Source organism: Shewanella sp. SG44-2, from assembly GCF_014164215.1.
GTDB classification, from domain to species: Bacteria; Pseudomonadota; Gammaproteobacteria; order Enterobacterales; family Shewanellaceae; genus Shewanella; species Shewanella frigidimarina.
Map to the genome: position 1 here is coordinate 1 of NZ_JACJEU010000023.1, position 23,700 is coordinate 23,700.

Here is a 23,700-nt window from a genome sequence, read left to right on the forward strand (position 1 = left end):
AGCCAACGAATGCATTCATACCTTGACTACCAAAGTCCCAATGAATTTGAGCGTATGGATAAGCAGATAAAAGAAGTCGCTTAACGAACTTAACTAGGGTGACCTAATTCAGTTGACCAGGTCAATATCTAACCTTAACGCTTGTTTTGTTTTGTTTTGAGGTTAGTTAGCAAAACAGTAGGCGGTTTGATAATCGTTTATTATGCGGAGTAAAGGTTAAATGGACTTGAGCCCTAATATTGTCGATTTCAGCACGATAATTAGAATCTATATTGTTATATTTCAATAATATGCAGCACACTTCAAAGTTGAATCTTGCATGCATTATTTGATTGTCACAATAGATCTTTTTATACTTGCCCATATTTACATACAGTATGGTTAACCGTATGTAATAAGAGTATATTGCTTGGTCGGCGTCATCAACATTATCAATGGCGTATATGGATATAGATGGTAGCTAAGGAATGCTCATGTCGATTGAAATCGTTGGATTATTAATTTTCATTTTGTTGTTAGCTATCGCTTTGTTGCTGTTTGTTAACTTAAACCGATACCGTCAGCAGCAAACTAAAAAGATGATGTTAGATACCTATGAGCTTATCCTTGATCAAGTTGATGCTTATATTTATTTAAAAGACACTCAATGCAAATATGTTTATGCGAATCAACTGACGCTAGATTACTTTGGCGTGACGCTTGAAAAGCTAAAGGGCACTTCCGATAGGGATTACTTTCCCGCGAATGTTGTAGATATATTGCACGTGAATGACACTAAAGTGCTTAATTCTCAAAGCAAACTATCTGACGATATTATTGTTGATACCCCAGCCTCGCTAATTGTATATCACGAAGTTAAACAACCCTTATATAACCACAAAGGCACATTAATTGGCCTTATTGGTATTTCTACCGATATTACTGCTGCTTATCATTTACGTTCAAAATTAGAGCGGCTTGCTAATACCGATCCGTTAACAGGTTTGTTTAATCGTCGTTCATTTACGTCTTTTTGCGAACATGAGTTTTTTCGTGCTACTCGCTATTTTCAACCATTCTCGTTAATGATTATTGATATTGATTTATTCAAAAAAGTGAATGATACCTATGGCCATTTAGTGGGGGATGAGGTGATTAAGCGTGTTGCCAATATATGCAATGAACATGTTAGGGAGGCAGATGTATTGGCTCGGATTGGCGGTGAAGAGTTTGCTATTTTATTACCCGATACTGATATTGACTCTGCTTATGTTCTGGCTGAACGGTTAAGAGAAGCTCAGCAACAGTACGAAGAACAAAAAACTCCTTCGATAACCATTAGTATTGGCGTTGCAACCTTACGTTCTCAGGATAAAGCATTCTTAGAGATATTTAAGCGGGCAGATAAAGCGTTGTATTCATCAAAAAATGTCGGTCGCAATAGTGTCAATGTCGCGTAATGGCAAGTTCTTGATGACCATTTCAGTCAGCTGGCAAAGCGGGATTTAATAGCGTTTTATTTTTTTCAAACAATGCGGCGGCATCACGTAATCGGTTATTGACCTTAAAAATTGTTAATTTAAGTTGCGCGCAATTAGTTATCGTGATTATCATGTAGTTAAGCAAAACAAATTGAATCCAAATTTTTGCAACATTTTGTGCGTTAGAACTCAATATAGTTAGGCAGTTTTCGTCTAAATTGATCCAGTTGTTGTTTTAGATCGTCGAGTTCAGACATTTCAATACCGCATTGTTCAAGAATACATAGATGGATTTTTTCTGCCTGGGGCTGAAGTTGATGACCTTTTTCGGTTAATTGCATGCACAAGGTCCGTTCATCTAAGGGCTCGCGAATGCGCTTTAGCAGGCCATCGGTTTCGAGCCGTTTTATGACCGGTGTTAATGCACCAGATTGCTGCCCAAGCTTGCTGGCTAAGGTTTTTAAACTTAACCCATCTTGCTCCCAGAGGACTAACATCACCAAATACTGGGTGTAAGTTAGCCCGATAGAGTCGAGTAATGGTTTGTACAGTTGGGTAATCGCCAATGACGTTGAATAAACAGCAAAACAGAACTGATTTTCGAGTAATAGATGTTTGTTTTTATTCATATCAGTCGCTTAGCTCGCAAAGTTGTTGATCATATTTGAATTGATCAACTTAAGTAAAAAGAACGTATTATTTGGCCTTGGTTGGTTATGGTAACAGTGTTTGGCTTATATCAGTATTACAGCTATCAATAGCTTTTAACAACCGAGGTCATATTGTCTTCTCCAGCACCATTTTATGGTGCCTATGTTATTTCAAGGACACAAGATGAACACTCAAAATCGTCGTATAGTACTCGCTAGCCGCCCTCAAGGTGAGCCAGTTGCTAATAATTTTCGCTTAGAAACCGTCAACAAACCAGTACCAGCTGAAGGTGAGGTGTTATTGCGCGCAGTGTATTTATCACTTGATCCTTACATGCGTGGCCGTATGAATGACGCTAAATCATATGCTGATCCTGTTGCTATTGATGATGTGATGGTGGGCGCATCGGTATCTCAAGTGGAAGTGTCTAATCATCCTGACTACAAAGTGGGTGAGTGGGTATTATCATTTGGTGGCTGGCAAGATTACGTAGTATCCAATGGTGAAGGGCTGATGAAATTGGGCGATAACCCAAGCCATCCTTCTTATGCGTTGGGTATTATGGGCATGCCAGGTTTTACTGCCTATATGGGATTATTAGATATTGGCGTGCCTAAAGCGGGCGAAACCATTGTGGTTGCCGCGGCTACTGGGCCTGTTGGCGCAACGGTTGGCCAAATTGCTAAGTTGAAAGGTTGTCGAGTTGTTGGTATTGCTGGTGGTGAAGAAAAATGTCGCTACGCAAAAGAAGTATTAGGCTTTGATGAATGTATTGACCATAAAGCGGCTGATTTTGCGCAGCAACTGACAGCCCATTGTGATAACGGCATTGATGTGTATTTTGAAAACGTTGGCGGCAAAGTGTTTGATGCGGTTTTACCGTTATTAAATACCGGTGCTCGAGTGCCAGTGTGTGGATTAATTTCGCAGTATAACGCGACTTCGTTACCGGATGGTCCTGATCGTTTGTCATTACTGATGGGCACTTTGCTGGTTAAGCGCATTAAGATGCAAGGCTTTATTATTTTTGACGATTATGGCGACCGCTATCCAGAGTTTGCCAAAGATATGGGCCAATGGCTTGGCGAAGGTAAGATTCAATATCGTGAACAAATTGTCGATGGTCTTGAAAATATGGCCGCAGCCTTTATTGGGCTACTAAAGGGCGAAAATTTCGGCAAGGTTGTGATTAAAGTAAACAATCCTCTGTAATCTAATTGATTACAGTTAAACAAACAGTATTTAAGGAATCATCATGAAAGTATTAATGGTATTAACGTCACACGATAAATTAGGCGACACAGGTGAGAAAACCGGTTTTTGGTTGGAAGAATTAGCGGCGCCATACTACACATTTACTGATAAAGGTGTTGAGGTTGTTTTGGCTTCACCTAAAGGTGGTTTACCACCATTAGATCCGAAAAGTGATGAAGCTGATTTTCAAACTGACTCAACACGCCGTTTTGCCACCGATGCTACAGCGCAGGCGTTACTAGCCAATACTCATACTTTGGCATCAGTTAATGTAGCAGATTATAACGCGGTATTTTATCCAGGCGGTCATGGTCCATTATGGGATTTAACTAATGATAAAGACTCTATTGCGTTAATTGAGCAGTGCTACAAAACAGATAAACTTTTAGGTTTAGTATGTCATGCACCAGCTGCACTTAAGTACCCTAAAAAGCCAGACGGAACCCCACTTGTTGCGGGTAAAAATGTCACTGGTTTTACTAATGGTGAAGAAGAAGCAGTACAGTTAACTAACGTTGTACCGTTTTTGGTTGAAGATATGCTACAGCAAAATGGTGCAACCTACTCTAAGGGTGACGACTGGCATCCGTATGCGGTAGTTGACGGTAAACTCGTTACCGGTCAAAACCCTGCATCGTCTGAGCTAGTGGCTGAGAAAATGTTAGCTTTATTAAGCTAATAAGCTGCTTGGTTAAGTGGTTGCACTTAACGTTAACTCGAAATAACAGAATAAGTTGATTGATAAAAGCAAACCCAGTGAGTTGTTGATTGGGTTTGTTTTTTATTCACTAACAGTACCAGGATGGCTTAATGATTAAACTACATCATTTAAATAAATCACGTTCAAAACGCATAATTTGGTTATTAGAAGAATTGGGAGTGGACTATGAGCTGGTTGCGTATCAGCGTGATGCAACCACATTTTTAGCGCCAGAATCGTTAAAAGCGGTTCATCCATTAGGTAAATCACCAGTATTAGAAGCGAGCGGTTATACCATTGCTGAGTCGGGCGCGATTACCGAGTATTTAATTCAAACCTATGGCGCTGATAAACTGATGCCAGCAATAGGCACAGCAGATTATATCGATTACTTACAATGGATGCATTTTGCTGAAAGCTCGGCTGCTTTGCCATTATTACTGAAAATCTTTGTTAAAATGGATGGTGCAGAAACTCGCTTTATCGGTGGATATGCCGATGCAGAAACGGCAAAAGTCATCAGCTATGTTAATGACCGTTTAGACGGTAAGTCATATTTAGTCGGTAACCGTCTTAGCGGTGCAGATATTATGATGTCGTTTATTGCAGAGCTTGTTGGCCAAAATGGTGAGTTTGACAAGTATCCTAATATTGCGAAGTACTATCAACAGCTAATGAGCCATGCATCATTTAAAAAAGCCATGCAGATAGAAGCTGAACACGATCGATAATGATTAGATTGTATTAGCCTTAAAAAGACGAACTGAGTTCGTCTTTTTTCATTTAGGTGTGAGTATAGATAATCATCTCAAGTCTATTCTTTGTGATGTATTTTTTGTTAATTAATAAGACTTTTATATCATAATGAATGGCTGTATTTGGTTAAAGTTTGTTCGCCATCATACTAAGGTGTTAGTATGGAGATCGTGTTAGTGTGTAAAAAAAGGCTAGATTATGTCTACTTTATCTGATGAAGAGCTCGCTTATTTTAGCGGTGTATTCTCGCCGGAAGATGACAGTACCGATAATACTTTATCGAGACATTCATTAAGTGTTGCGACCGAAATACCCCAAGTGCTTGCTCATATTTTGGGGAATGCCAAATTAACCCTATTAGCTGAAATTAGTTATTACCGTTTATGGTTTCCATTAATCTTAAAGCAAGATGAGCTTGGGCAATTTTTGCCAGAGTTGGGCATTCCTGAAGTCATTGATATGCGCGGCGGTGAACGTAGCTGGCGGCTCAATAATGTCAAAAATATAAAAGTCATTGATAACGATACGGCTAAATTTGTTGAGGTACTCTCTTTATCGAGTTCAGGCATGACTATTAAAGTACCGCAAGAACTTAACGCCAAAGTGCCACGCTTAACACAGCTTATTTTACCTAATGGTGTGCATCTCGATATGGTGTTTGAACCGGTACGAACTGAAAACGGGGTCATGGCAGCAAAAATTAGTGCAGAAGGTGAGTCTCGTGAAATATTGCGCCAATTTTTGTTTAGCGAACACAAAGCAAAGTATGCACACCTTTACAAAAAAATTAACTGTTAACCATAAAGTCTTTGGCCAACATGGTTTTAACGGCATTGATAAATTCATCATCACTTTTTGCCTGTATTAGTTGGCACAACTCATCGCCTACAGTGGTAAATCGATAATAAGTAAATAATAAGTGCTGATGTTTAGGTTTTAGCGACAAAGTTGCATTACACATGGTTAACTGAATATGTTCATTACTGTTTAAGAGTCCGGTTTCAAACTCGCTTTTATGTAAAATCCCCGCATCAACTAAGGTTAAAATGCTCGAATAAGGTAAGCCGAATTGAGACAGGCCGAAGTTTGTTTGAGTATGCTTACGAAAATATTGTTTCATCCCACCGTTAATACGATAACTACTGAGTAATTTAAATCTGGGCTCGGTATTGATTTTAACCGACATACCTAAGGCTTTTTCAAATATCAGTGCTTCTCGAAACGTCAGTTGCAGTAATACCGCTAAAGTCCGCAGGCTAAAATTACCTGGATTGACAATTTCACTGGCTAAAATTCTGGCCCACAAATCTTGCATCTTACGGTTATGAATTTGTTCAGCCATTTGAAAAAATTGGTAACGCCAATCAGGATCTAATTCGACACCTGTTACATCAGATGGCGTGTAATTAATAGCTAATGCAAAAATGCTTTCAAGGTTGGTCTGATACTGGCTGAGTTGCTTGCGTTGACGGTATTCTGCACGCTCTGCAACGGATGCTGTTGAAGGACGATAATCCTCTTCGCTGGCTAAACCGATAATGCGCCCAAGTAATAAGGTTTTTTTGCGCGCGGACACTTGAGTATTGTCATCTTGCGTTGTCGTCACATCAATATCAGTCATCAGTACCCCCTTTTTGCATTACACTTGCACCATGTTTGTATGGTATGACATCTGTGCTAAATCGTTTAGCGTTTTGTCATTAACGGTGACCATAGAGCTTCTTTACCGGGCTCTGGATGACGCGGCACATTGAACGCTAATGCGAGTGAACATATCGCAAATCCAGTGCCTATGAAGAATACTGCTTTAGGCGAACTGAGCCATAAAATGCCTAATAAAACAGGGATAATTACCGCAGCAATATGGTTAATGGTAAAGCTGACCGACATGGTTGATGCAATATCTTGTTTATCAGCAATTTTTTGAAAATAGGTTTTCATCGCAATCGCCATAGCAAAAAGCAGGTGATCAATCACATACAGTCCAGCCGCAATATTGGCGTCGCTGACATAAGCGTAACTACTAAAAATAATCACTAAGCCAACGTATTCGATAATTAATGCGTTACGTTCACCCATTTTTCCAATAAAGCGACCAATGGTAGGGGCAAAGAGTAAGTTAACGACATAGTTAATTAAGAATAAAGCGGTGATTTCAGACACCGAATAGCCAAATTTTTCAACCATCATGAAGCCAGCAAACACCATAAAAATTTGCCTGCGCGCTCCAGAGAAAAAGGTTAGCAAGTAATAAAGCCAGTAGCGTTTTCTCAGAATTAAGTGTTTGTGCTGAATGGAGCCTATGGCAAAACGAGGAAAATACACTGCCATAATGAACACCATGACTAATCCACATCCGCCAATAATGCTATACATCCAAATGTAGTCCAGGCTCAACCAACTCATTATTAACCAAATTGAACCATAGCCAACAAGTGCTGCAGCGGAGCGCCACGCTAACGCTTTGCCCATAAAGCCAGGTGCATCGGCTTTATCTACCCACTGTAACGTAAGCGATTGATTGATTGTTTCAAAATAATGAAACCCAATCGACATGAGTATCGTTGTTAAATACAACCCGATGACATCAGGAAACCAGCCGGTAATCCCCACTCCAATGCACAATAGTGCCAAGGATGTTAAGGCAAAGGTTTGCTCTTTGATTAGCAGCAATACAAACACCGCGGTAAAAGCTAAAAATCCAGGTACCTCTCTTAAACTCTGCAGTAATCCAATTTCAGCGCCCGTGAATGCGGCGCGTTCAATAACAAAGTTATTTAACAAGGCCTGCCAAACCGCAAACACCATGGACATTACAAAAGTCATCCATAGCAGCAGATGTTGTGGGTTAGTGCGTTCAATAAAGGCGGATTTACCACTGAATAAGGCCGTATCACTGCTGTTTGGCATTGAAAATACTCGGTTTATAGGAAGTTTTTAGATTGTTGTTTTCCATAGTGACATAAAACGGTTTGTTAAGTGAAATGTAATTTAGTGTAAATTAAATTGCTAATCTTAATGTAAATTATAATGCGAATCGTTATCAATTATTATATGGTTGTTGCGTTTTTAGAGGGAGCATTAACGTGACGTGTCGGAGAAACAGATGAATAGAAAGTTAACCTTGTTGGCAGTATCTGTGGCAAGTGTATTGGGTTTGAGCGTAATACCTAATGCTCAAGCTGCAACGAATACAGAAACATTAGCCAAAGCCATTGCTAAGCAAGAAGCTGAAATTACGATATTAAAACAGCAGCTTGCCACATTGGCCGCCGAGCAAAAACAACAACAGCAGCAAAACAAACAAGTGGCGACTCAAGTTGACACTGTGGTGCAACAAACCACTAAAGCGCAAGACCGTTTAAGCCGTTTTAGCTTTAACTCATATGGCAGCGCTGTTTACACCAGTGATGAATATTTCGATAACGTACAAGATACATCCGCAGAGCGACGTAGTCGTACTGATTTAGAGCGGATTGTGACCGAGTTTGGTTATCAGTTCACTGATGATTGGAGTATGGAAGTTGAAATTGAGTATGAGCACGGTGGCACTGGCACCTCACTAGAATATGACGGCTTTGATGAATTTGGTGAGTTTGAATCCGAAGTTGAAGCGGGTGGCGAAGTGGTGGTTGAAAAAGCGGAAATTCGTTACCGTCCATCAAAAGCCTTTGGGGTGAAATTCGGTAACATTCACTTGCCTATTGGCTTGTCGAGCATGTTACACAAACCTAATCAATATCTAACAGTGCAACGTCACAAGAGTGAAGCAGCGATGATGCCGACCGTTTGGAACGAAAACGGTATTGGTGTTTACGGAGAGATTGCCGATTTTCATTATCAGGCACAAGTTGTCAGTGGGTTAAACTCTGAGTATTTCCGCACTTATGATTGGGTGGCATCAGGCCATCAAAAACGCTTTGAAGAAGTGAATGCTGACGACCTAGCATTTGCTGGTCGTATTGATTATGGGAATTTCAAAACCGGCAGTGCAGTCGGCGTGGCTTATTACTACGGTAATACCAGTGGTAATCGCCATAAGAGTAACAAACTCGATGTTGATGGTGCTCTTAGCATTGTGTCTGTTGCCGGAGCCTTTGTTGAAGGTCCATGGATCCTCCGCGGTCAATATTTATATGGCTCGTTAGACAATGCTGACGCTATTACCCAGGCTAACAAAACCACCCCAGGTTTACGTCCAGGTAATTTTGCCCAACTGGGTTCAGAGTCGCAGTCGTTCTTTGTCGAGGCGGGCGTCAAACTTGATGAATGGTTTGATATTCCGATGACCGTGTTTGCCAATATCGATTATTCCAATCCACTTATGGCCGTTGAAACGGGCACCGCAACCAAGCGTTATGAAAATACTTGGAGCAGTGTAGGTATTAACTATTTCCCGATACCTGAGATTGTGATTAAAGCCGAAGGTGGTCTTCATCAAGTGGCTGTTGCCAGTATTCCTGACACCAATTTCTTTGCTTTAGGTGTGGGATATCAGTTCTCGCTATAAGCGAATTTAATTTTTTGACTTATTTTTTACATGGAGTTTTATTATGCGTTTTAACTACACTGCAATCTCACTAGCACTAGTGGCAACATTATCCGCGTGTGGCGGTTCAGGCTCGGATGACACTAGCACCCCGACAACCCCAACTACACCTACAACCGGTTTTAGTTTTGTCGCGACAGAAATGATCACTAACTTAACCGATGATGTGATTGTGGCTGGTTATGCTGATTTAGCGGCAAAAGGTGATGCCTTATTATTGGCAACCCAAACCTTACTTACTTCAACGGTACAAGCCGATTTAGTGGCGGCACAAAATGCGTGGAAGTCGGCTCGTCAACCTTGGGAACAAGGGGAGTCGCATATCTTTGGCCCAGTAGACTCATTGAGTATCGACCCGCATTTAGACAGCTGGCCGTTAAACACCACTGACTTACAAACCCAGTTAGCCAACAGTAATGGTTTTGATGCCGACACCATTAAAGGTTGGAATGATGACGTTCAAGGTTTTCATACAATGGAATATCTGTTGTTTGGCGATGGTGTTAACAGCAACACAAAGTTGATTGCAGATCTTAGCACCAAAGAACGTGAGTATTTAATCGCCTTAGCGGAAGTGTTCCGCGAATACACCACTCAATTAGACGATGCTTGGCAAGTGAGCCATAACCCACAAGATGCTAACGCCAAACCTTATGCCGAGTTGCTTAAAACTCCTGGCGATGCCACTAACACTATTTACTCTTCTCAGTTGGCGGTTATTGAAGAATTGATCAACGGCATGATTGGTATTGTCGATGAAGTGGGTAACGGTAAAATTGCCGATCCATTCGGAGAGTCATTAACTACGGCAGACACCTCTAAGGTGGAGTCGCAGTATTCGTGGAACTCACTAACCGACTTTTCAAATAACATCATTGGCGTGCGTAACGTTTATCAAGGTGAGTTTACGGGTGGTGCCGATAAGCAAGGCTTAATTGATTTTGTAACAGCAGCTGATGCGACTTTAGCTACGCGTGTCGCCAGCGAAATTGATGATGCCATTTTAAAAATCCAAGCCATTTCGGGTAGCACTAGCATGCCGTTCCGCCAAGCGATTCTCGATGCTGATGGCCGTGCTAGAACCCAAGTCGCCGTGGATGCATTAACAAAGTTACAAACGACGCTGCAGTCAGATGTGCTGCCTTTATTATCTGATTGGAACTCATAATTTAGCTGTTACCGTCTCAATAAGGCCATGGAACGACCTTATTGAGAGGGTTAGTGTGACCCAAAAAATAGAGACTCAACTCATAACAAGGTCGCATTACTGCTACATAAACTCAATTTCAGTGTGAATGTGTGAGACAAAGATGAACAAATTATTACGACAACCTTATTGGTTTGTAGCATTACTGGGGCTTAGCCTTAGTGCTTGTGGTGGCAGCGGCGATGATGAAACCTCGCCAGCACCCATTGATCCGGTAGTGACTTATCCTAGCTATACCTCAATTGTTGCTTTAGGTGGTGACACCACGACATTCGATGCCAGTAACTCTGGCCATGGCTTTTCAACGCCATCGTTAAATTTAACGGCAGATGAACTCGCGTTACATTTACGAGGTGATACCAACTTTGAAGTCTCGTTTACTACAGCGCCGAATGATCAACACCCTGAGCTTGATGGTTTAGGCCCTGTATTTAATAACGCTGACTGTAATTCTTGCCATCAACGCGATGGTCGAAATTCCACTCCCTTTTTGGCCGCAGATGAAACTCGGGTAAAACTGGGTTCGGCAGCGGGTATTTTCTTACGTATCAGCAAAGCTCCTGCTGAACCTTGTACGGTAGGAACTGCAGATAATAATTACTGTGCGCCGATTAAAGTGCCAGATTTTGGTGACCAGCTATTTCATCGCGGAGTGTTAAAAGCGCGCCCTGATTGGCAAGACAATGCATTTGTTGGTCAAGCAGATGTGTATTTGTCTTATGAGCGCCATGATGAAGTGTATGCAGATGGACGTACCATTAGTTTGAAGAAGCCGATTTTTGCGGTCGAAAATCCATATGATGCACCAGGCGAAACCAAACAAAGTGCCAATATAACTTCAAATCTATTACAAGATGATGTGTTAATGGGTTGGCGTAACGGCATGCCTGTGTTTGGTTTAGGGTTGCTAGAAGCAATACCTGAGGCAAGTATTCTCGCCAATGTTGATGCTGATGACAGCAATAAGGATGATATTTCTGGACGGGCTAATTGGGTATTTGATGCCATAAAAGCACAAAATGGTGACAGTACACCCGTGTCTTTAGGTCGCTTTGGTTGGAAAGCCAACACTCCAAGTGTGCGGGTACAATCGTTAGGTGCATTACGTGGTGATATTGGTATTACTAACTCGTTATTTCCTGATGAAAGTATTGTTGGCACCAGTTTACATGATTCATATTTAACACGAACTGGGTTTGTTGATACTGGTGAAGATGTTAATGGTGCGCCTGAGGCCAGTGCAGAGTTCAGTGATTCAGTGGTATTTTATGCCGAAACATTAGCGGTGCCAGCCAGACGTAATGTTGATAAAACTGCAGTGCGTGAAGGCGCTCGGTTATTTGAGCAACTTAATTGCAGCAGTTGTCATACGCCGTCGTTTGTGACCAAAACCTCAGGTGATATTGGCGGATTACCGATGAGCGAAAGCTTAAAAGGCCAAACTATTTATCCATTTAGTGACATGTTGTTGCACGATATGGGTGAAGGACTGGCAGATGGTCGTCCAGACTTTTTAGCCGACGGTAACGAATGGCGTACTCGACCATTGTGGGGCATAGGCTTAACCCAAACGGTTAATCCCCAAGCCGGATTTTTACATGACGGCCGCGCAGCAACCTTGGAAGAAGCCATTTTGTGGCATGACGGAGAATCTAAAACGTCTAAACAAGACTTTATGGCATTAACTCAAACAGAGCGTGATCAAGTTATCGCCTTTTTACAGTCGTTGTAAATTGCTGTAAAGCTCAATAGACCCTAGCCATTTATGGCTAGGGTATTTTTTTGCGCGGCAGTTCACATTGCATTACGGTAGTTCATATTGCGGTAATTATGGATGATGATGACGTGATCTGTTTCATGTAAATTTTCGCGCCAGTGGTCTAAGATACTGTATTACTTTTAAATGATTTCATTCGAGGTCAGCATGAGCCAAATTTTACTGATCCATTCAAGTGTCCATGGTTACACTCAAAAAATATGTGAATATTTACAGCGTCAACTGATTGAGCAAGATCAACTGGTCACGGTAGCATCCTTAGCGGAAGCTCCCGATTTGGCCCTATTTGATAAAGTGTACATTGGCGCCAGCATTCGTCATGGCAAACATCGCCCAGCCCTGTATCAATTTATTGAAGATCATCGTGCGGAATTGGACAGCAAACCCAGTGGTTTTTTCTCGGTGAGTTTAGTGGCGCGCAAACCCAATAAAAACACGCCGAAAACTAACAGCTATATGCAACAGTTTTTAAGTCAAAGCCCTTGGCAGCCAACGTTATTACAGGTGTTTGGCGGTAATTTAGATTACCAAGGTTATGGTGCCATGGATCGGAATATTATTCGGTTTATTATGTGGCTAACCAAAGGGCCGACAGACCCTAATACCAAAGTTGAGTTTACCGATTGGCAAAAAGTTGATGAGTTTGCTCAGCAAATAATAGAGGCATAATTAATGGTACTAAAGCCGTTGTGGCAGCGTATTGAAGCAGTATTGCATCCATTGATGATATTGATGTCGTTGTTATTAATTTGCACCAGCCCATGGATATTAATTGGACGTCAATTAAGTCCTCGCGCCAGTGTTTGGGATGTATTTCATGTTTATGGTGGCTTGTTTACTGCACTGTTAGCATTGATGTTTGCTTATAAAGTGTGTGCGGCCGGGCAGTGGCGTCAGTTTTTTCCTTGGCTTACCTTTGAATTAACGCCATTGCTTGCAGATGTGCGAGGGTTAATGCACGGTCAATTGCCACACTCTGGGGGTAAAGGTTTAATCAGTGTGATTGAAGGCATTGGAGTTATTTTATTACTGCTAGTGGTGGTTAGCGGAGCTGGTTGGTACATAGCAGACCCTAGTAATGCTTTAGCATGGCGCAGTTATCATATTGTGTTTGCTCAGGGGTTTATTGGCTTTCTTGTGGTTCATTGTTTATTGGCTCTTTTACATCTTCGGGATTTTTTTAATTAACTATAACCTTAACGGTTTACTCGCAAATCGGCATTGTCATCAGTAGAGTGGCTTAGTTCAAATCGACTCGTTATTGGGCATTCAATTGCTGAAACCAATTTAACGTAAACTGAATAAAACTGCTTAGCCTTGCTGATTGCTGTACCAACTGTGGGTGAATTAAATAGGCGGTCGATGCGTTCATGGTTTCTGTGGTTAAGATGGCTTGTAATGTGCCTGCTTGTATTTCTTTATCGACTAAATACTCTGGCCCGACAATAATCCCTCGACCCAATAATGCCAACTGTTTAAGCATATGATTATCGTTAACACTCAAGCAGCTATTGATTAATATCGGCTGAGCATTGAAGGTCCAGTGTGTTTGTTCTGTTGCGGTTAAGCATTGGTGATGGTGCAAATCCTCAATCGAATCAGGTGTGCCGTGTTGTTGAAGATAAGCTGGGGCCGCACAACAGATTTGCTGATAATCAAATAGCTTTTTAGCGACCATGTTTTGCGGTGGTGTTGCGGTAGCCCTAAATGCGAGATCAAAATCGTTACGGGTTAAGTCGTGCAGGGTATAGCTGCAATCAATACTAAAATGTACCTGCGGATGTAATTGAGTAAACTCATGGCAAATATTAAGCAAATGTCGTTGAGTTAGTTGGCTAGGCGCTGTAATGCTTATCCGCCCTGAGATATCGTCGTTGTCGTGACGAATTCTTTTGTCTAGCATGAGTAAGTCGGCTTTTACTTGTCCCATGCTCGATAAAATCATCTCACCTTGTGGCGTTAACCTTACACTGCGTGTTGTGCGTATGAGTAATGGCCGGCCTACTTCTTTTTCGAGTTGCCTAATCTGTTCAGATAAATATCCTCTCGATATCCCTAATGAGGCAGCCGCTTCGGTAAAGCTAAGTTGTTTGGCGACTTCGCTGAATAAGAATAATCGCTCAAATTTTTTGTGTTCACGGCTCATGATTATAACCATCAATAATATTTTATAGAGAACTGTAATCTGTTATTGGTAGATATACCAAATAATGATTTTGGTTTTTACGGTTCATTTTTATGCAGGATCCAATACACTCATATTCATTACCATTATAAAAAGAGCATCAATATGACGGGTTTACCCTTAACAGAATTTTTACCCAACGTTAGCCCTATCGTTTATGGCTGTATGGGGCTGGGTGGCGGTTGGAATAACAATGCCATTACTCAAGCGGATATTCAGCAAGCCCATGACGTCATTGATACTGCGCTGGATAACCAAATAAACTATTTTGATCACGCAGATATTTATACTTTTGGTAAAGCTGAATCAGTTTTTGGCAAAGTATTGGCTCAGCGCCCTGAGTTGCGTGAAAAAATGTACCTGCAAACCAAGTGCGGTATTCGATTTGAAGACAGCAAGGGCCCTAAGCGTTACGACTTATCAGCAGAGTGGATTAAGTATTCTGTTGATAACAGCCTTAAGCAACTCAATGCCGAATACCTTGATGTATTAGTGCTTCATCGCCCCGATCCGTTAATGCGACCAGCAGAAATTGCCGAAACATTTCAACAGCTAAAAGCTGCTGGTAAGGTACGTTTTCTGGGTGTTTCGAATATGCAGCAACATCAAATTAGCGCGCTGCAGCGTATGCTTGGAGAGCCATTAGTGGTAAACCAAATTGAAATGAGCCTACAAAAACACGCATGGGTAGACGAAACCGTTTATGCGGGTAATCAAGACGGTAAAGACATTAACTTTACCCCTGGTACGCTCGAGTACTGCAATCAACATAATATACAAATTCAGGCGTGGGGCAGCTTATGCCAAGGGATTTACAGTGGCATCGCAACAACGGAACAGTCTACAGCCGTGCAGCAAACCAGTCAGCTTGTTGCTACGTTAGCCGCTGAATATCACACTAGCCCAGAAGCCGTGTTATTAAGTTGGTTAATGCAGCATCCTAGCCAAATTCAACCTGTTATTGGCACTACCAACCTAGAGCGTATTAAGGCTTGTGCAAAAGCCACTAACGTCTCGTTAAGCCGTGAGCACTGGTATGCATTGTATGTCAGCGCTAAAGGACATGAGTTACCTTAAACATTACGACAACATGTTTGATCAATACCCGAGCATTTATCGATGCCATTCAATTAAAGGATTCTAAGACAATATGAACAAGACAACATGGGCACTATTGAGTGCAGCATTGGTGTTAAGTGGATGTCAGCAGGCAGAAACAGAAGTGGTAGCGTCGGCCGTTCAGCCTTTGCCACAACCAAGCGTACAAGCTGATATATACCAAGATTACTTACATCGTGATGTTCGGGACGATATTTTCTATTTTGTATTGCCAGACCGTTTTTATAACGGCGATAGCAGTAATGACAACGGCTCAGCAACCAAGCCCATTTCAGCTGGTGGTTTTGATACTAGCAGCAGTCGCGGTTTTCATGGTGGTGATATTTTAGGTATTGAACAAAAGTTAGATTATCTACAAAACCTTGGTATTACCGCGATTTGGATGACGCCATTATTGCGAAATAAAGCCATTCAATCAGATGGCATTGCGCATCATGGTTATTGGATTGTCGACTTTACCGAAATAGACCCGCATTTTGGCTCTAACGCAGACTTAAAGCAGCTTATAGACTCTGCACATCAACGCGGTATAAAAGTCTTTTTTGATATTATTACTAACCACACTGCCGATGTCATCAAGTATCAAGAGTGTCATCAAGCGTCGGGTGAGTTTATTGCGCCGCAAACCCATTGCGAATACAAGTCGTTAGCTCAAGTTGAAAAGGGCGACAGTTACACGCCGTTTGTGTCTCAAGATCAAGCGAGTGTAAAAGTGCCTGATTGGTTAAATGACCCACGTTTTTATCACAATCAAGGTGATAGCACATTTAAAGGTGAAAGCTCGTTAAATGGCGACTTTAGTGGCTTAGATGATCTTAATACCGCAGATCCTGAAGTGGTATCTGGCATGGTTGATATTTACCAACATCTGATTAAAGAATTTAAGCCAGATGGATTTAGGATCGACACAGTTAAACATGTGGACTTGTCATTTTGGCAAACGTTTAGCCCTGAAATCGTTAACTTTGCCAAGGCACAAGGCATTCCTCAGTTTCATGTGTTTGGTGAAGTGTACGATACCAACCCTAACAACCTCAGTGTTTTTACCACCCAAGGCAAGTTACCTTCTGTATTGGACTTTGCGTTTCAACAAACTGCGGCAGATATTTTTTATCGCGGCAAGAGTCCTGTATTAGCCCAGCAATTATTTGCCCAAGATTCGTTATATCAAGATGACGACAGCCAGGCTGATTTATTGATGACTTTTTTAGGTAATCATGACATGGGACGCACTGGTTATTTTATTAATCAAGCCTATCCTGATGTGAGCTCAGCCGATAAATTGCAACGCAGTATTTTGTCTCATGCGTTTATGTTTTTATCTCGTGGTATTCCTGTGATTTATTATGGTGATGAGCAAGGGTTTACGGGTGATGGTAATGACATTGACGCACGAGAGGATATGTTTGTATCTCACGTTGCTAGCTACAATGACAACATTTTACTGGGCACAAAAGCGACGACCGTAGATGATAACTTTGACCCTAAGCACCCTTTGTATCAAGCAATAGCGCAACTGAGTGAACTGCGTAAGCAATATCCTATTTTGCGTCGTGGTCAATATCGAGACCGCTTTTACCAAGCAGACAAAGATATGTTTGCATTCGCTCGGGTAGACCCTGAAACAGGGGTAGAATTTTTGATAGTGTTTAATAGCGGTGAGCAAGCGCAGACTATTAATGTCACTCAAGAGGGTAAGCATTATCGCTTAATGACCACATGGCCAGATGTTGTCGTGCCATCAATTGAAGATGCCGCACAGACCGCATCAGCAGAGTTAACGGTGACCTTACCGCGATTAAGTTATGCAATTTATACCACTGCAAGTTAAGCAATAGAGATAAAAAAATGGCTATCCAGTGGATAGCCATTTTTGTATCGGTTAGCAGCACTACTGTTTTAATGCTAAGTAGTTAATGACCCCAATGATGTCGTCCAAACTGCGCATTTCATTTAAATTGATGGCGTATTTATCGTTAACAATAAATGCCGGTACACTTTGTACTGCATACGTTACTTGCTGTTGACGCCACATGGTTAACTTTTTATTGGTGTCTGCACTGTCTGCTACTGTGTCATATTGCTCTGCATCGACACCAAACTGAGCAAAAACATTTTTAATATCAGCACGGTTATTAATCTGTGATTTGTGCTCATGTCCAGCTGCAGCGTGGTCGTGTCCACCGGTATTATCTTTACCTTGGATTGCGCTAAACATAGCTATTTTTAACGCTTCTTTATTATCGAGTTTATGAATAACCGCTAATGCGCGCATGACTTCTGTACCCAAGTCGCTATTCATAAAGTCGACATGTTTACTGTCGAAAGCTATTTTTTTGTCTAAACCGGCCTTGATTTCAGGCAAGTACTGGCTTTCCATATTGAAACAGTTATGGCAATAGAACGAGAAGAATTCAGTGACTTTAGGTTCACTTGGAACCATGTTGTTAGATATTTGGGTGTAATGTTTGCCTGCAACAAATGGCGTAGCAAATGTGCTAAACGAGGCCGTGATGAGCGTTAGTACAATGGCGAAATATTTAATCATGTAAACCTCAAATCTATGTTAATAGCAAATCACTGTTAGTAGTAAATCAGTGTTAATAACGAATTAATGGTAGTAGTAAATCAATATTAGTAGTAAATAGTCACTAGGATTCGATTAATCTACTTTAGCTAAATAGGGTAAGTTTGTTAGCTGAATTATGGCTTAAATCATCAATCAAAAAGACGCTAATTTCGTGATCGGTGCGTGTTTTATGAAGATAATCCTTTAATAAAGTTCAGATATTGATGTGAGGGCAACGATTTCTGCCAATGTCACCATTAAGTGCTCATGGGTTGTTCATTGTTGATGGGTTATGTGGAAAGGCCGATATGGCATGGTGAATAAGCAGGGCAAATATTGAAGTGTTAATGTAGAGCAGTCATCTTAATCATCTTCATGCTGACAATGATAACGGCTGTGGATGAAGGTTGTTCAACCACGATAGTTTACTGACCAACGTTAATCTCTCAGTGTCTGCCATGCTTCGCACACTTCTCGAAAACGTTCAGCATTACCTTGTTCACGATCGGGATGCCATTTTAGCGCTAACTTACGCCACTGTTTACGAATGTCTCTATCGCTTGCGGTTTCATCAAGTTCAAACACTTTTAACGCATGACCTTTGTGCATCAACTGTGTATTAACACCAATATACTCTTGAAAGCTCGACCAAAATGACTCAAGCATTTCACGTACAACGTTAACGCTGGAGTCATAATTGTTCCAATCGAGATAATAGTCACGTAATGCACCATCGCGAATATGTTGTATATCAGCACTGGCTGGAATGATCCGAAATATTTGGATTTCCATCGCCTTCACTTGCAACCACTGTTTAGGCATGAGTATGTCTTGTAATTCATACAAGGCGTTCATTAGTAGAAAGTTGCGTTTGAATAGGTCTTTTTCGGGTAATGGGTCAAGGTTATGCATTAAACCTTTAGTTTGTAATTCACTGGCTAAATGATGCACTTTCCAACTTTGATTTGACGATTGTAATAAACTCAGCACAGGCCATATGAGCGGGTTGTCACCTTTGGGCACATTGAGTTCGTTGCTGTCCGTGGTGTTTGCCAGTCCAGTACCGTAATTATTGTGTAAGGTTTTATTGAGCAGCATAGTGGCGTATTCATCCTGAATTGGCGATTAATCTACTTGTCATTAAACCCACTATGCCATAGTCGTTTTTAATGACAAGTAGATTTATCTCCATTGATAAGCTCGCTCGGTCACTTGGCTCGTGCAGTGAACTAGAGATTTGTTGATAGGACTTCTATTGATGCTGAAGTGATTTAACGTACGCAAATGCTTGATGTGAACATGCATCAAATAAGTAGGAATCAATATTGAGTCATATATTATTTGACCAACATGTCTTATTTTTTATGGGTATTGATCAATTAATTCCTATTCTTACAGGCAAGAAAGCTTTATTTGGTATAAAATTCTCCGCAATAAAATAATCGGGGGCTTAACCAATGACAGATAAACATTATATTAGTGCGCAACAACTGCTGGAAGATTCATTTAGACTCGCTGCGCAAGTATATGACAGTGGCTTTCGACCACAGTTTATCGTGGGTATTTGGCGCGGTGGTGCTCCAATCGGTATTGCAGTCCAAGAGTATTTTGATTTTAAAAAAGTTGAAACCGATCATATAGCCGTTAGAACGTCTTCTTATTATGGTATCGGCACTGACAAACAAGATAAAAATATCAAAGTACACGGTTTGCATTACATTATTGAAAACGCCAATGCTAGCGATGGTTTGTTGATTGTTGATGACGTTTTTGACTCTGGCCGCAGTATTGATGCGCTGATTGGTAAATTAAGAAAGTTCATGCGTTTAAACATGCCTACAGATATCCGGATCGCATGTCCTTATTACAAGCCAAAAAACACTAAAGTAGAGCTAAAACCAGATTATTTTATTCATTCATCTGAAGATTGGTTAGTGTTTCCCCATGAAGTGTCTGGGCTTAATCCGCAAGAAATTGCTGAAGGCAAAGCTGACTTTAAAAACATCCAAGAATTATTTTTATAAGCTCTATTCGACCGTTTTTTAGGCGGTCATTAGCAACGAATTTACTTAGAACTTTGTTCAAAGTTTGCTAAAGTATAAAGCTATGTGAGTGCGTCAACATACTTATGTCAATGCGACAATATTAGTATGTTGGCGCACTTTTTTATCCGAATTAATGCGAAATTTAGTTAACATTATGGTTTCTGTAGAATTGTTCACCCCTGAGGCGCCTGTAAAGCGCCAACTTGAACTGTTAGCACCGGCTAAAAATGCTGATTATGGCATTGAGGCTATTCGTCATGGCGCTGATGCCGTTTATATTGGCGGTCCAGCATTTGGCGCGCGTCATAATGCTGGCAACAGCGTTGAAGACATCGCTCGCTTAGCTGAATTTGCTCATCGTTATCATGCCCAAGTGTTTGTGGCGCTTAATACCATTTTAATGGATGACGAGATTGATAAAGCGCAAAAGCTTATTTGGCAACTTTATGAAGCCGGTGTCGATGCCTTGATTGTTCAAGACATGGGGGTTTTACAATTAGATCTTCCACCTATAGCGTTACATGCGAGTACTCAAACTGATAACCGCAGCCCAGAAAAAACAGTCTTTTTCGAACAAGTCGGTTTTTCACAAGTCGTGTTAGCTCGTGAGTTGAATATTCCACAAATTCGCGACATTGCTGCTAGCACAAAGATGAAGTTAGAGTTCTTTATTCATGGTGCGTTATGTGTCAGTTATAGCGGTTTATGTAATTTAAGCCATGCGTATTCTAATCGCAGTGCTAATCGCGGTGAATGTTCACAGATGTGTCGATTGCCGTGTAATTTAACTACGCGTGAAGGTGAAGTATTAGCTGAAAATAAGCATTTATTATCACTAAAAGACAATAACCAAACAGATAATTTAGAAGCCTTAATTGATGCGGGCATTAGCTCATTTAAAATTGAGGGCCGCTTAAAAGACATTACTTACCTTAAGAATGTTACCGCACATTACCGCCAACAACTGGATGCCATTATTGCTAAACGAAATGATTTGGAATCTATTTCTCATGGTCGTTGCGAGTTTAATTTTACGCCCGATCCTGATAAAAGTTTTAACCGCGGTAAAACAGATTATTTTGTCAATGAACGTACTGAGGCCATTGAGCATTTTAGTTCGCCTAAGTTTATTGGTGAGAAAGTGGGTCGTATCACCCAAGTAGGTAAAGACTTTATTAAAATCGATACCAGTGAAAGTGGCAAAGACATTCATTTTAACAATGGTGATGGCTTATGTTTTTTTGTTGAGCATTATGAAACCCAGCGGTTGTCTGACGATAAGCTCTCCGGCGTGCGCATTAACCGCGCCGACGGTAATACCTTGTATTTAACTGAGGTACCTAAAGATCTTAAAATTGGCGTGATGATGTTCCGTAACTTTGATCATAAGTTTGAAGCTATCCTGAATAAAGATTCTGCCACGCGTAAAATTGCTGTTGATATGCAATTTTTTGATAGCGATGACGGCGTTGGGTTAACCATTACAGATATACACGGTATAAGTGCAACCGTTACCTTAGCTTGCGATAAAGCTCCTGCAAATGATCAAGCTAAAACGGCAGAAAACCTCAAAAAGCAACTCAGCAAACTTGGCAGTAGTGATTTTGTATTGAACAAGATTAATTTACTGACTGAGCAAATGTGGTTTTTACCTGCATCGGTGGTTAACGAGCTGCGCCGCGATGCGGTTAGTGCATTAATGGCCACAAGGGTGACGAGCTACCAACGACCAGAGCGTTGGGTACATGATAAAACTGCGCGTTTCCCACAAAAAGCATTGAGCTTTTTATCTAACGTGGCGAACGAAAAAGCGAAATCGTTTTATCATCAGCATGGGGTGATTCAAATTGAAGATACCTATGAGAAAAATAACGTGTTGCATGATGCACCGTTAATGGTGACCAAACATTGTTTACGTTACAGCTTTAACTTATGCCCGAAAGAAGTTGAAGGGATTAAAGCCGACCCAATGTTTTTAGATGTTGGTAAAGATAAATTGAAGTTGGTGTTTGATTGCCATAAATGTGAAATGATGATTGTTGGTTCTAACCAATTAGTGAAACAATAACCTCAGCGCAGCGAGATTTTATTCATCATATTATTATCAGTGGCAGCATTACGCTTGCCACTGAGTTAGTTTTTCAAATAAGCTGCAAAAATAACCATTAAATAGCTGCCCAAACTCGTGCGTTTCGAGTACACTGCGCGGCTGAAATTTCATGGGTTTTAGCCTGTGATACCTTAAGTAGGAAAGAATAGATTATGAGCGATAGCAAAAAATATGGTTTACGTGTTATTCAAATCGAAAACACTTGGAAAACCGAAATCACTCGTCGTATGACAGCGACAAAAACCATAGTATCAAAAAGCCAAGATGGTTTTGCTTCAGAAGCAGAAGCAACAGCATGGGGCGAACAAGCTCTACAAGGTTTTTTATCTAAGCAAGCTGATCGTAACAAGCGTAAAACTGAAAAGCATCTTAAGGCTAAAAGCTTAGCTGCCGCTATTGCTGCAGAATCTGCCGTTGATGAAGAAGAGTTATTCGATGCAGAAGATGAAGACGAAGACGACGAAGAATTAAACTAACATTTACCGACAATGTAAATGTTATCGATAAGTGTCAATTGTTGTATGTTCAGGATAGGATATACATAATTAGAATGATTTTTAGTCAACTTATCTCTTTCTTGACCAAATAAGGATTCATTTGGATGAACAAGATTGCTGCAATTATCGGCTGCTCGGGCTGTCTGGGGATTATGTTCCTGTTCCCGAGCGGTGCATCGGCTATACCTCCTGCACTGATGACATTTGACGACGTTGATAACTCATCAGGTGCTATGGTGATGTCTGAGGATGTCCAAAAGCTCACGGCCTTATCTGCAAAATTTGGTTTTTTACCGCCATTAGATTGGAAGCTTGCATTCAGCGATAAACGTGGCGATATGACAATGGCTGAGTTTATTCCATCCAATGAATCATTAAATGATTGGTCTCGTTTAGTCTGCATGCAGGGGTTTAAAGGCTTAGCAAATGATGTTGAACCGGACCAGTTTTTAGATTCGATGGCAGCGACATATCAAGAAAATTGTGAAGGCAAAATTGTTTATCAACAGCTGGGCAGCTCTAAAGTAGACGGGCTCGAGGCTGTACATGGTTTATTAGGCTGCACCAGTATGCCTAATATTCATCATTCTTCCGCAGTGGTTGAAGCGTCTTATATCTCTCGTCCACAAGGTGAGATGGGCTATTTTACGGTGATAAGTGATGACGAGAATGTCTACCTAATCCATAAATCTATTCGTACAGCTATTTTTACCACCGAGACCGTTCCAATCACAATCGATAATTATCGTGCCTTCATGAGCCAACCCTAACGTCGACATTTATCGCTAACATTGACGACATGTTCATATATTAGCGCCGTG

General features: G+C 41.0%; 22 protein-coding genes. 16 read left to right on the plus strand and 6 right to left on the minus strand.

The features are described 5' to 3' along the window. The first annotated feature begins 473 nt into the window (after positions 1-473). The gene (locus tag H5181_RS15205; RefSeq protein ID WP_182751435.1) at positions 474-1,439 is read left to right on the plus strand and encodes a GGDEF domain-containing protein; all 966 of its coding nucleotides are present in this window, start codon (positions 474-476) and stop codon (positions 1,437-1,439) included. 203 nt (positions 1,440-1,642) lie between these two features. Here H5181_RS15205 and H5181_RS15210 read toward each other — a convergent pair whose 3' ends face one another. Continuing rightward, the gene (locus H5181_RS15210) at positions 1,643-2,089 is read right to left on the minus strand and encodes a MarR family winged helix-turn-helix transcriptional regulator (RefSeq protein ID WP_182751436.1); all 447 of its coding nucleotides are present in this window, start codon (positions 2,087-2,089) and stop codon (positions 1,643-1,645) included. Positions 2,090-2,294: 205 nt separating this feature from the next. On the opposite strand from H5181_RS15210, the gene H5181_RS15215 reads away from it, so the two are divergent. The 4 genes from H5181_RS15215 (at position 2,295) to H5181_RS15230 (ending at position 5,619) form a co-directional block, all read left to right on the plus strand. After that, positions 2,295-3,323 (plus strand): NADP-dependent oxidoreductase, encoded by a 1,029-nt coding sequence (locus H5181_RS15215; protein ID WP_011636282.1) that lies wholly within the window; start codon positions 2,295-2,297, stop codon positions 3,321-3,323. Between the two features lie 43 nt (positions 3,324-3,366). After that, positions 3,367-4,044, plus strand: coding sequence for a type 1 glutamine amidotransferase domain-containing protein (locus tag H5181_RS15220; RefSeq protein ID WP_182751437.1), 678 nt, complete (start codon positions 3,367-3,369; stop codon positions 4,042-4,044). 131 nt (positions 4,045-4,175) lie between these two features. Next, the gene (locus H5181_RS15225; RefSeq protein WP_011636284.1) at positions 4,176-4,796 is read left to right on the plus strand and encodes a glutathione S-transferase family protein; all 621 of its coding nucleotides are present in this window, start codon (positions 4,176-4,178) and stop codon (positions 4,794-4,796) included. Between the two features lie 223 nt (positions 4,797-5,019). Beyond that, the gene (locus tag H5181_RS15230) at positions 5,020-5,619 is read left to right on the plus strand and encodes a hypothetical protein (protein WP_102037656.1); all 600 of its coding nucleotides are present in this window, start codon (positions 5,020-5,022) and stop codon (positions 5,617-5,619) included. On the opposite strand, the gene H5181_RS15235 is transcribed toward H5181_RS15230, so the two are convergent. Both H5181_RS15235 and H5181_RS15240 read right to left on the minus strand, forming a co-directional pair. Next, entirely contained in the window at positions 5,609-6,442 is an 834-nt protein-coding gene (locus H5181_RS15235; RefSeq protein WP_011636286.1) for a TIGR03899 family protein, read from the minus strand. The genes H5181_RS15230 and H5181_RS15235 overlap by 11 nt on opposite strands. A 65-nt stretch (positions 6,443-6,507) precedes the next feature. Beyond that, positions 6,508-7,647, minus strand: a complete 1,140-nt coding sequence (locus H5181_RS15240; protein WP_404948509.1) for an MFS transporter — start codon at positions 7,645-7,647, stop codon at positions 6,508-6,510. Positions 7,648-7,927: 280 nt separating this feature from the next. Between H5181_RS15240 and H5181_RS15245 the strand changes: the two genes are divergently transcribed. The 5 genes from H5181_RS15245 to H5181_RS15265 all read left to right on the plus strand — a co-directional run bounded on the left by H5181_RS15245 (position 7,928) and on the right by H5181_RS15265 (position 13,542). Beyond that, complete coding sequence (locus H5181_RS15245) at positions 7,928-9,331, plus strand: hypothetical protein (protein WP_102037412.1); 1,404 nt, start codon at positions 7,928-7,930, stop codon at positions 9,329-9,331. 43 nt (positions 9,332-9,374) lie between these two features. Next, positions 9,375-10,538 (plus strand): imelysin family protein, encoded by a 1,164-nt coding sequence (locus tag H5181_RS15250; protein WP_182751438.1) that lies wholly within the window; start codon positions 9,375-9,377, stop codon positions 10,536-10,538. Positions 10,539-10,680: 142 nt separating this feature from the next. After that, positions 10,681-12,309 (plus strand): di-heme oxidoredictase family protein, encoded by a 1,629-nt coding sequence (locus H5181_RS15255; RefSeq protein WP_182751439.1) that lies wholly within the window; start codon positions 10,681-10,683, stop codon positions 12,307-12,309. A 192-nt stretch (positions 12,310-12,501) separates the two neighbouring features. Further along, a complete protein-coding gene (gene hemG / locus H5181_RS15260) occupies positions 12,502-13,023 on the plus strand; it encodes a menaquinone-dependent protoporphyrinogen IX dehydrogenase (protein WP_182751440.1) in 522 nt (173 codons plus the stop codon). Between the two features lie 3 nt (positions 13,024-13,026). Then, a complete protein-coding gene (locus tag H5181_RS15265) occupies positions 13,027-13,542 on the plus strand; it encodes a cytochrome b/b6 domain-containing protein (RefSeq protein WP_182751441.1) in 516 nt (171 codons plus the stop codon). Positions 13,543-13,612: 70 nt separating this feature from the next. Here the strand turns inward: H5181_RS15265 and H5181_RS15270 are convergent, their stop codons facing one another. Further along, on the minus strand, positions 13,613-14,500 hold the full coding sequence (locus H5181_RS15270; RefSeq protein ID WP_041412794.1) for a LysR family transcriptional regulator: 888 nt from the start codon (positions 14,498-14,500) through the stop codon (positions 13,613-13,615). Positions 14,501-14,644: 144 nt separating this feature from the next. Between H5181_RS15270 and H5181_RS15275 the strand changes: the two genes are divergently transcribed. Together H5181_RS15275 and H5181_RS15280 are read left to right on the plus strand one after the other, a co-directional pair. Next, positions 14,645-15,616 (plus strand): aldo/keto reductase family oxidoreductase, encoded by a 972-nt coding sequence (locus H5181_RS15275; protein WP_182751442.1) that lies wholly within the window; start codon positions 14,645-14,647, stop codon positions 15,614-15,616. Positions 15,617-15,689: 73 nt separating this feature from the next. After that, positions 15,690-17,489: an alpha-amylase family glycosyl hydrolase gene (locus H5181_RS15280; RefSeq protein WP_182751443.1), complete on the plus strand. Its 1,800-nt coding sequence runs from the start codon at positions 15,690-15,692 to the stop codon at positions 17,487-17,489. Between the two features lie 60 nt (positions 17,490-17,549). Here the strand turns inward: H5181_RS15280 and H5181_RS15285 are convergent, their stop codons facing one another. Together H5181_RS15285 and H5181_RS15290 are read right to left on the minus strand one after the other, a co-directional pair. Further along, positions 17,550-18,206: a thiol:disulfide interchange protein DsbA/DsbL gene (locus H5181_RS15285; RefSeq protein WP_182751444.1), complete on the minus strand. Its 657-nt coding sequence runs from the start codon at positions 18,204-18,206 to the stop codon at positions 17,550-17,552. A gap of 459 nt (positions 18,207-18,665) precedes the next feature. Next, positions 18,666-19,325 carry a DNA-J related domain-containing protein gene (locus tag H5181_RS15290; protein WP_123777270.1) on the minus strand — a complete coding sequence of 220 codons (660 nt, stop codon included), beginning with the start codon at positions 19,323-19,325 and terminating at the stop codon, positions 18,666-18,668. A 359-nt stretch (positions 19,326-19,684) separates the two neighbouring features. Between H5181_RS15290 and H5181_RS15295 the strand changes: the two genes are divergently transcribed. From H5181_RS15295 to H5181_RS15310, 4 genes are all read left to right on the plus strand, one after another. Continuing rightward, positions 19,685-20,251 carry a phosphoribosyltransferase gene (locus tag H5181_RS15295; protein WP_011636298.1) on the plus strand — a complete coding sequence of 189 codons (567 nt, stop codon included), beginning with the start codon at positions 19,685-19,687 and terminating at the stop codon, positions 20,249-20,251. A gap of 175 nt (positions 20,252-20,426) precedes the next feature. Continuing rightward, the gene (locus H5181_RS15300) at positions 20,427-22,340 is read left to right on the plus strand and encodes a U32 family peptidase (RefSeq protein WP_041413389.1); all 1,914 of its coding nucleotides are present in this window, start codon (positions 20,427-20,429) and stop codon (positions 22,338-22,340) included. 194 nt (positions 22,341-22,534) lie between these two features. Continuing rightward, positions 22,535-22,858, plus strand: coding sequence for a DUF3622 domain-containing protein (locus H5181_RS15305; protein WP_123777269.1), 324 nt, complete (start codon positions 22,535-22,537; stop codon positions 22,856-22,858). Positions 22,859-22,983: 125 nt separating this feature from the next. Beyond that, positions 22,984-23,649 carry a hypothetical protein gene (locus tag H5181_RS15310; protein ID WP_011636301.1) on the plus strand — a complete coding sequence of 222 codons (666 nt, stop codon included), beginning with the start codon at positions 22,984-22,986 and terminating at the stop codon, positions 23,647-23,649. Positions 23,650-23,700 lie beyond the last annotated feature (51 nt).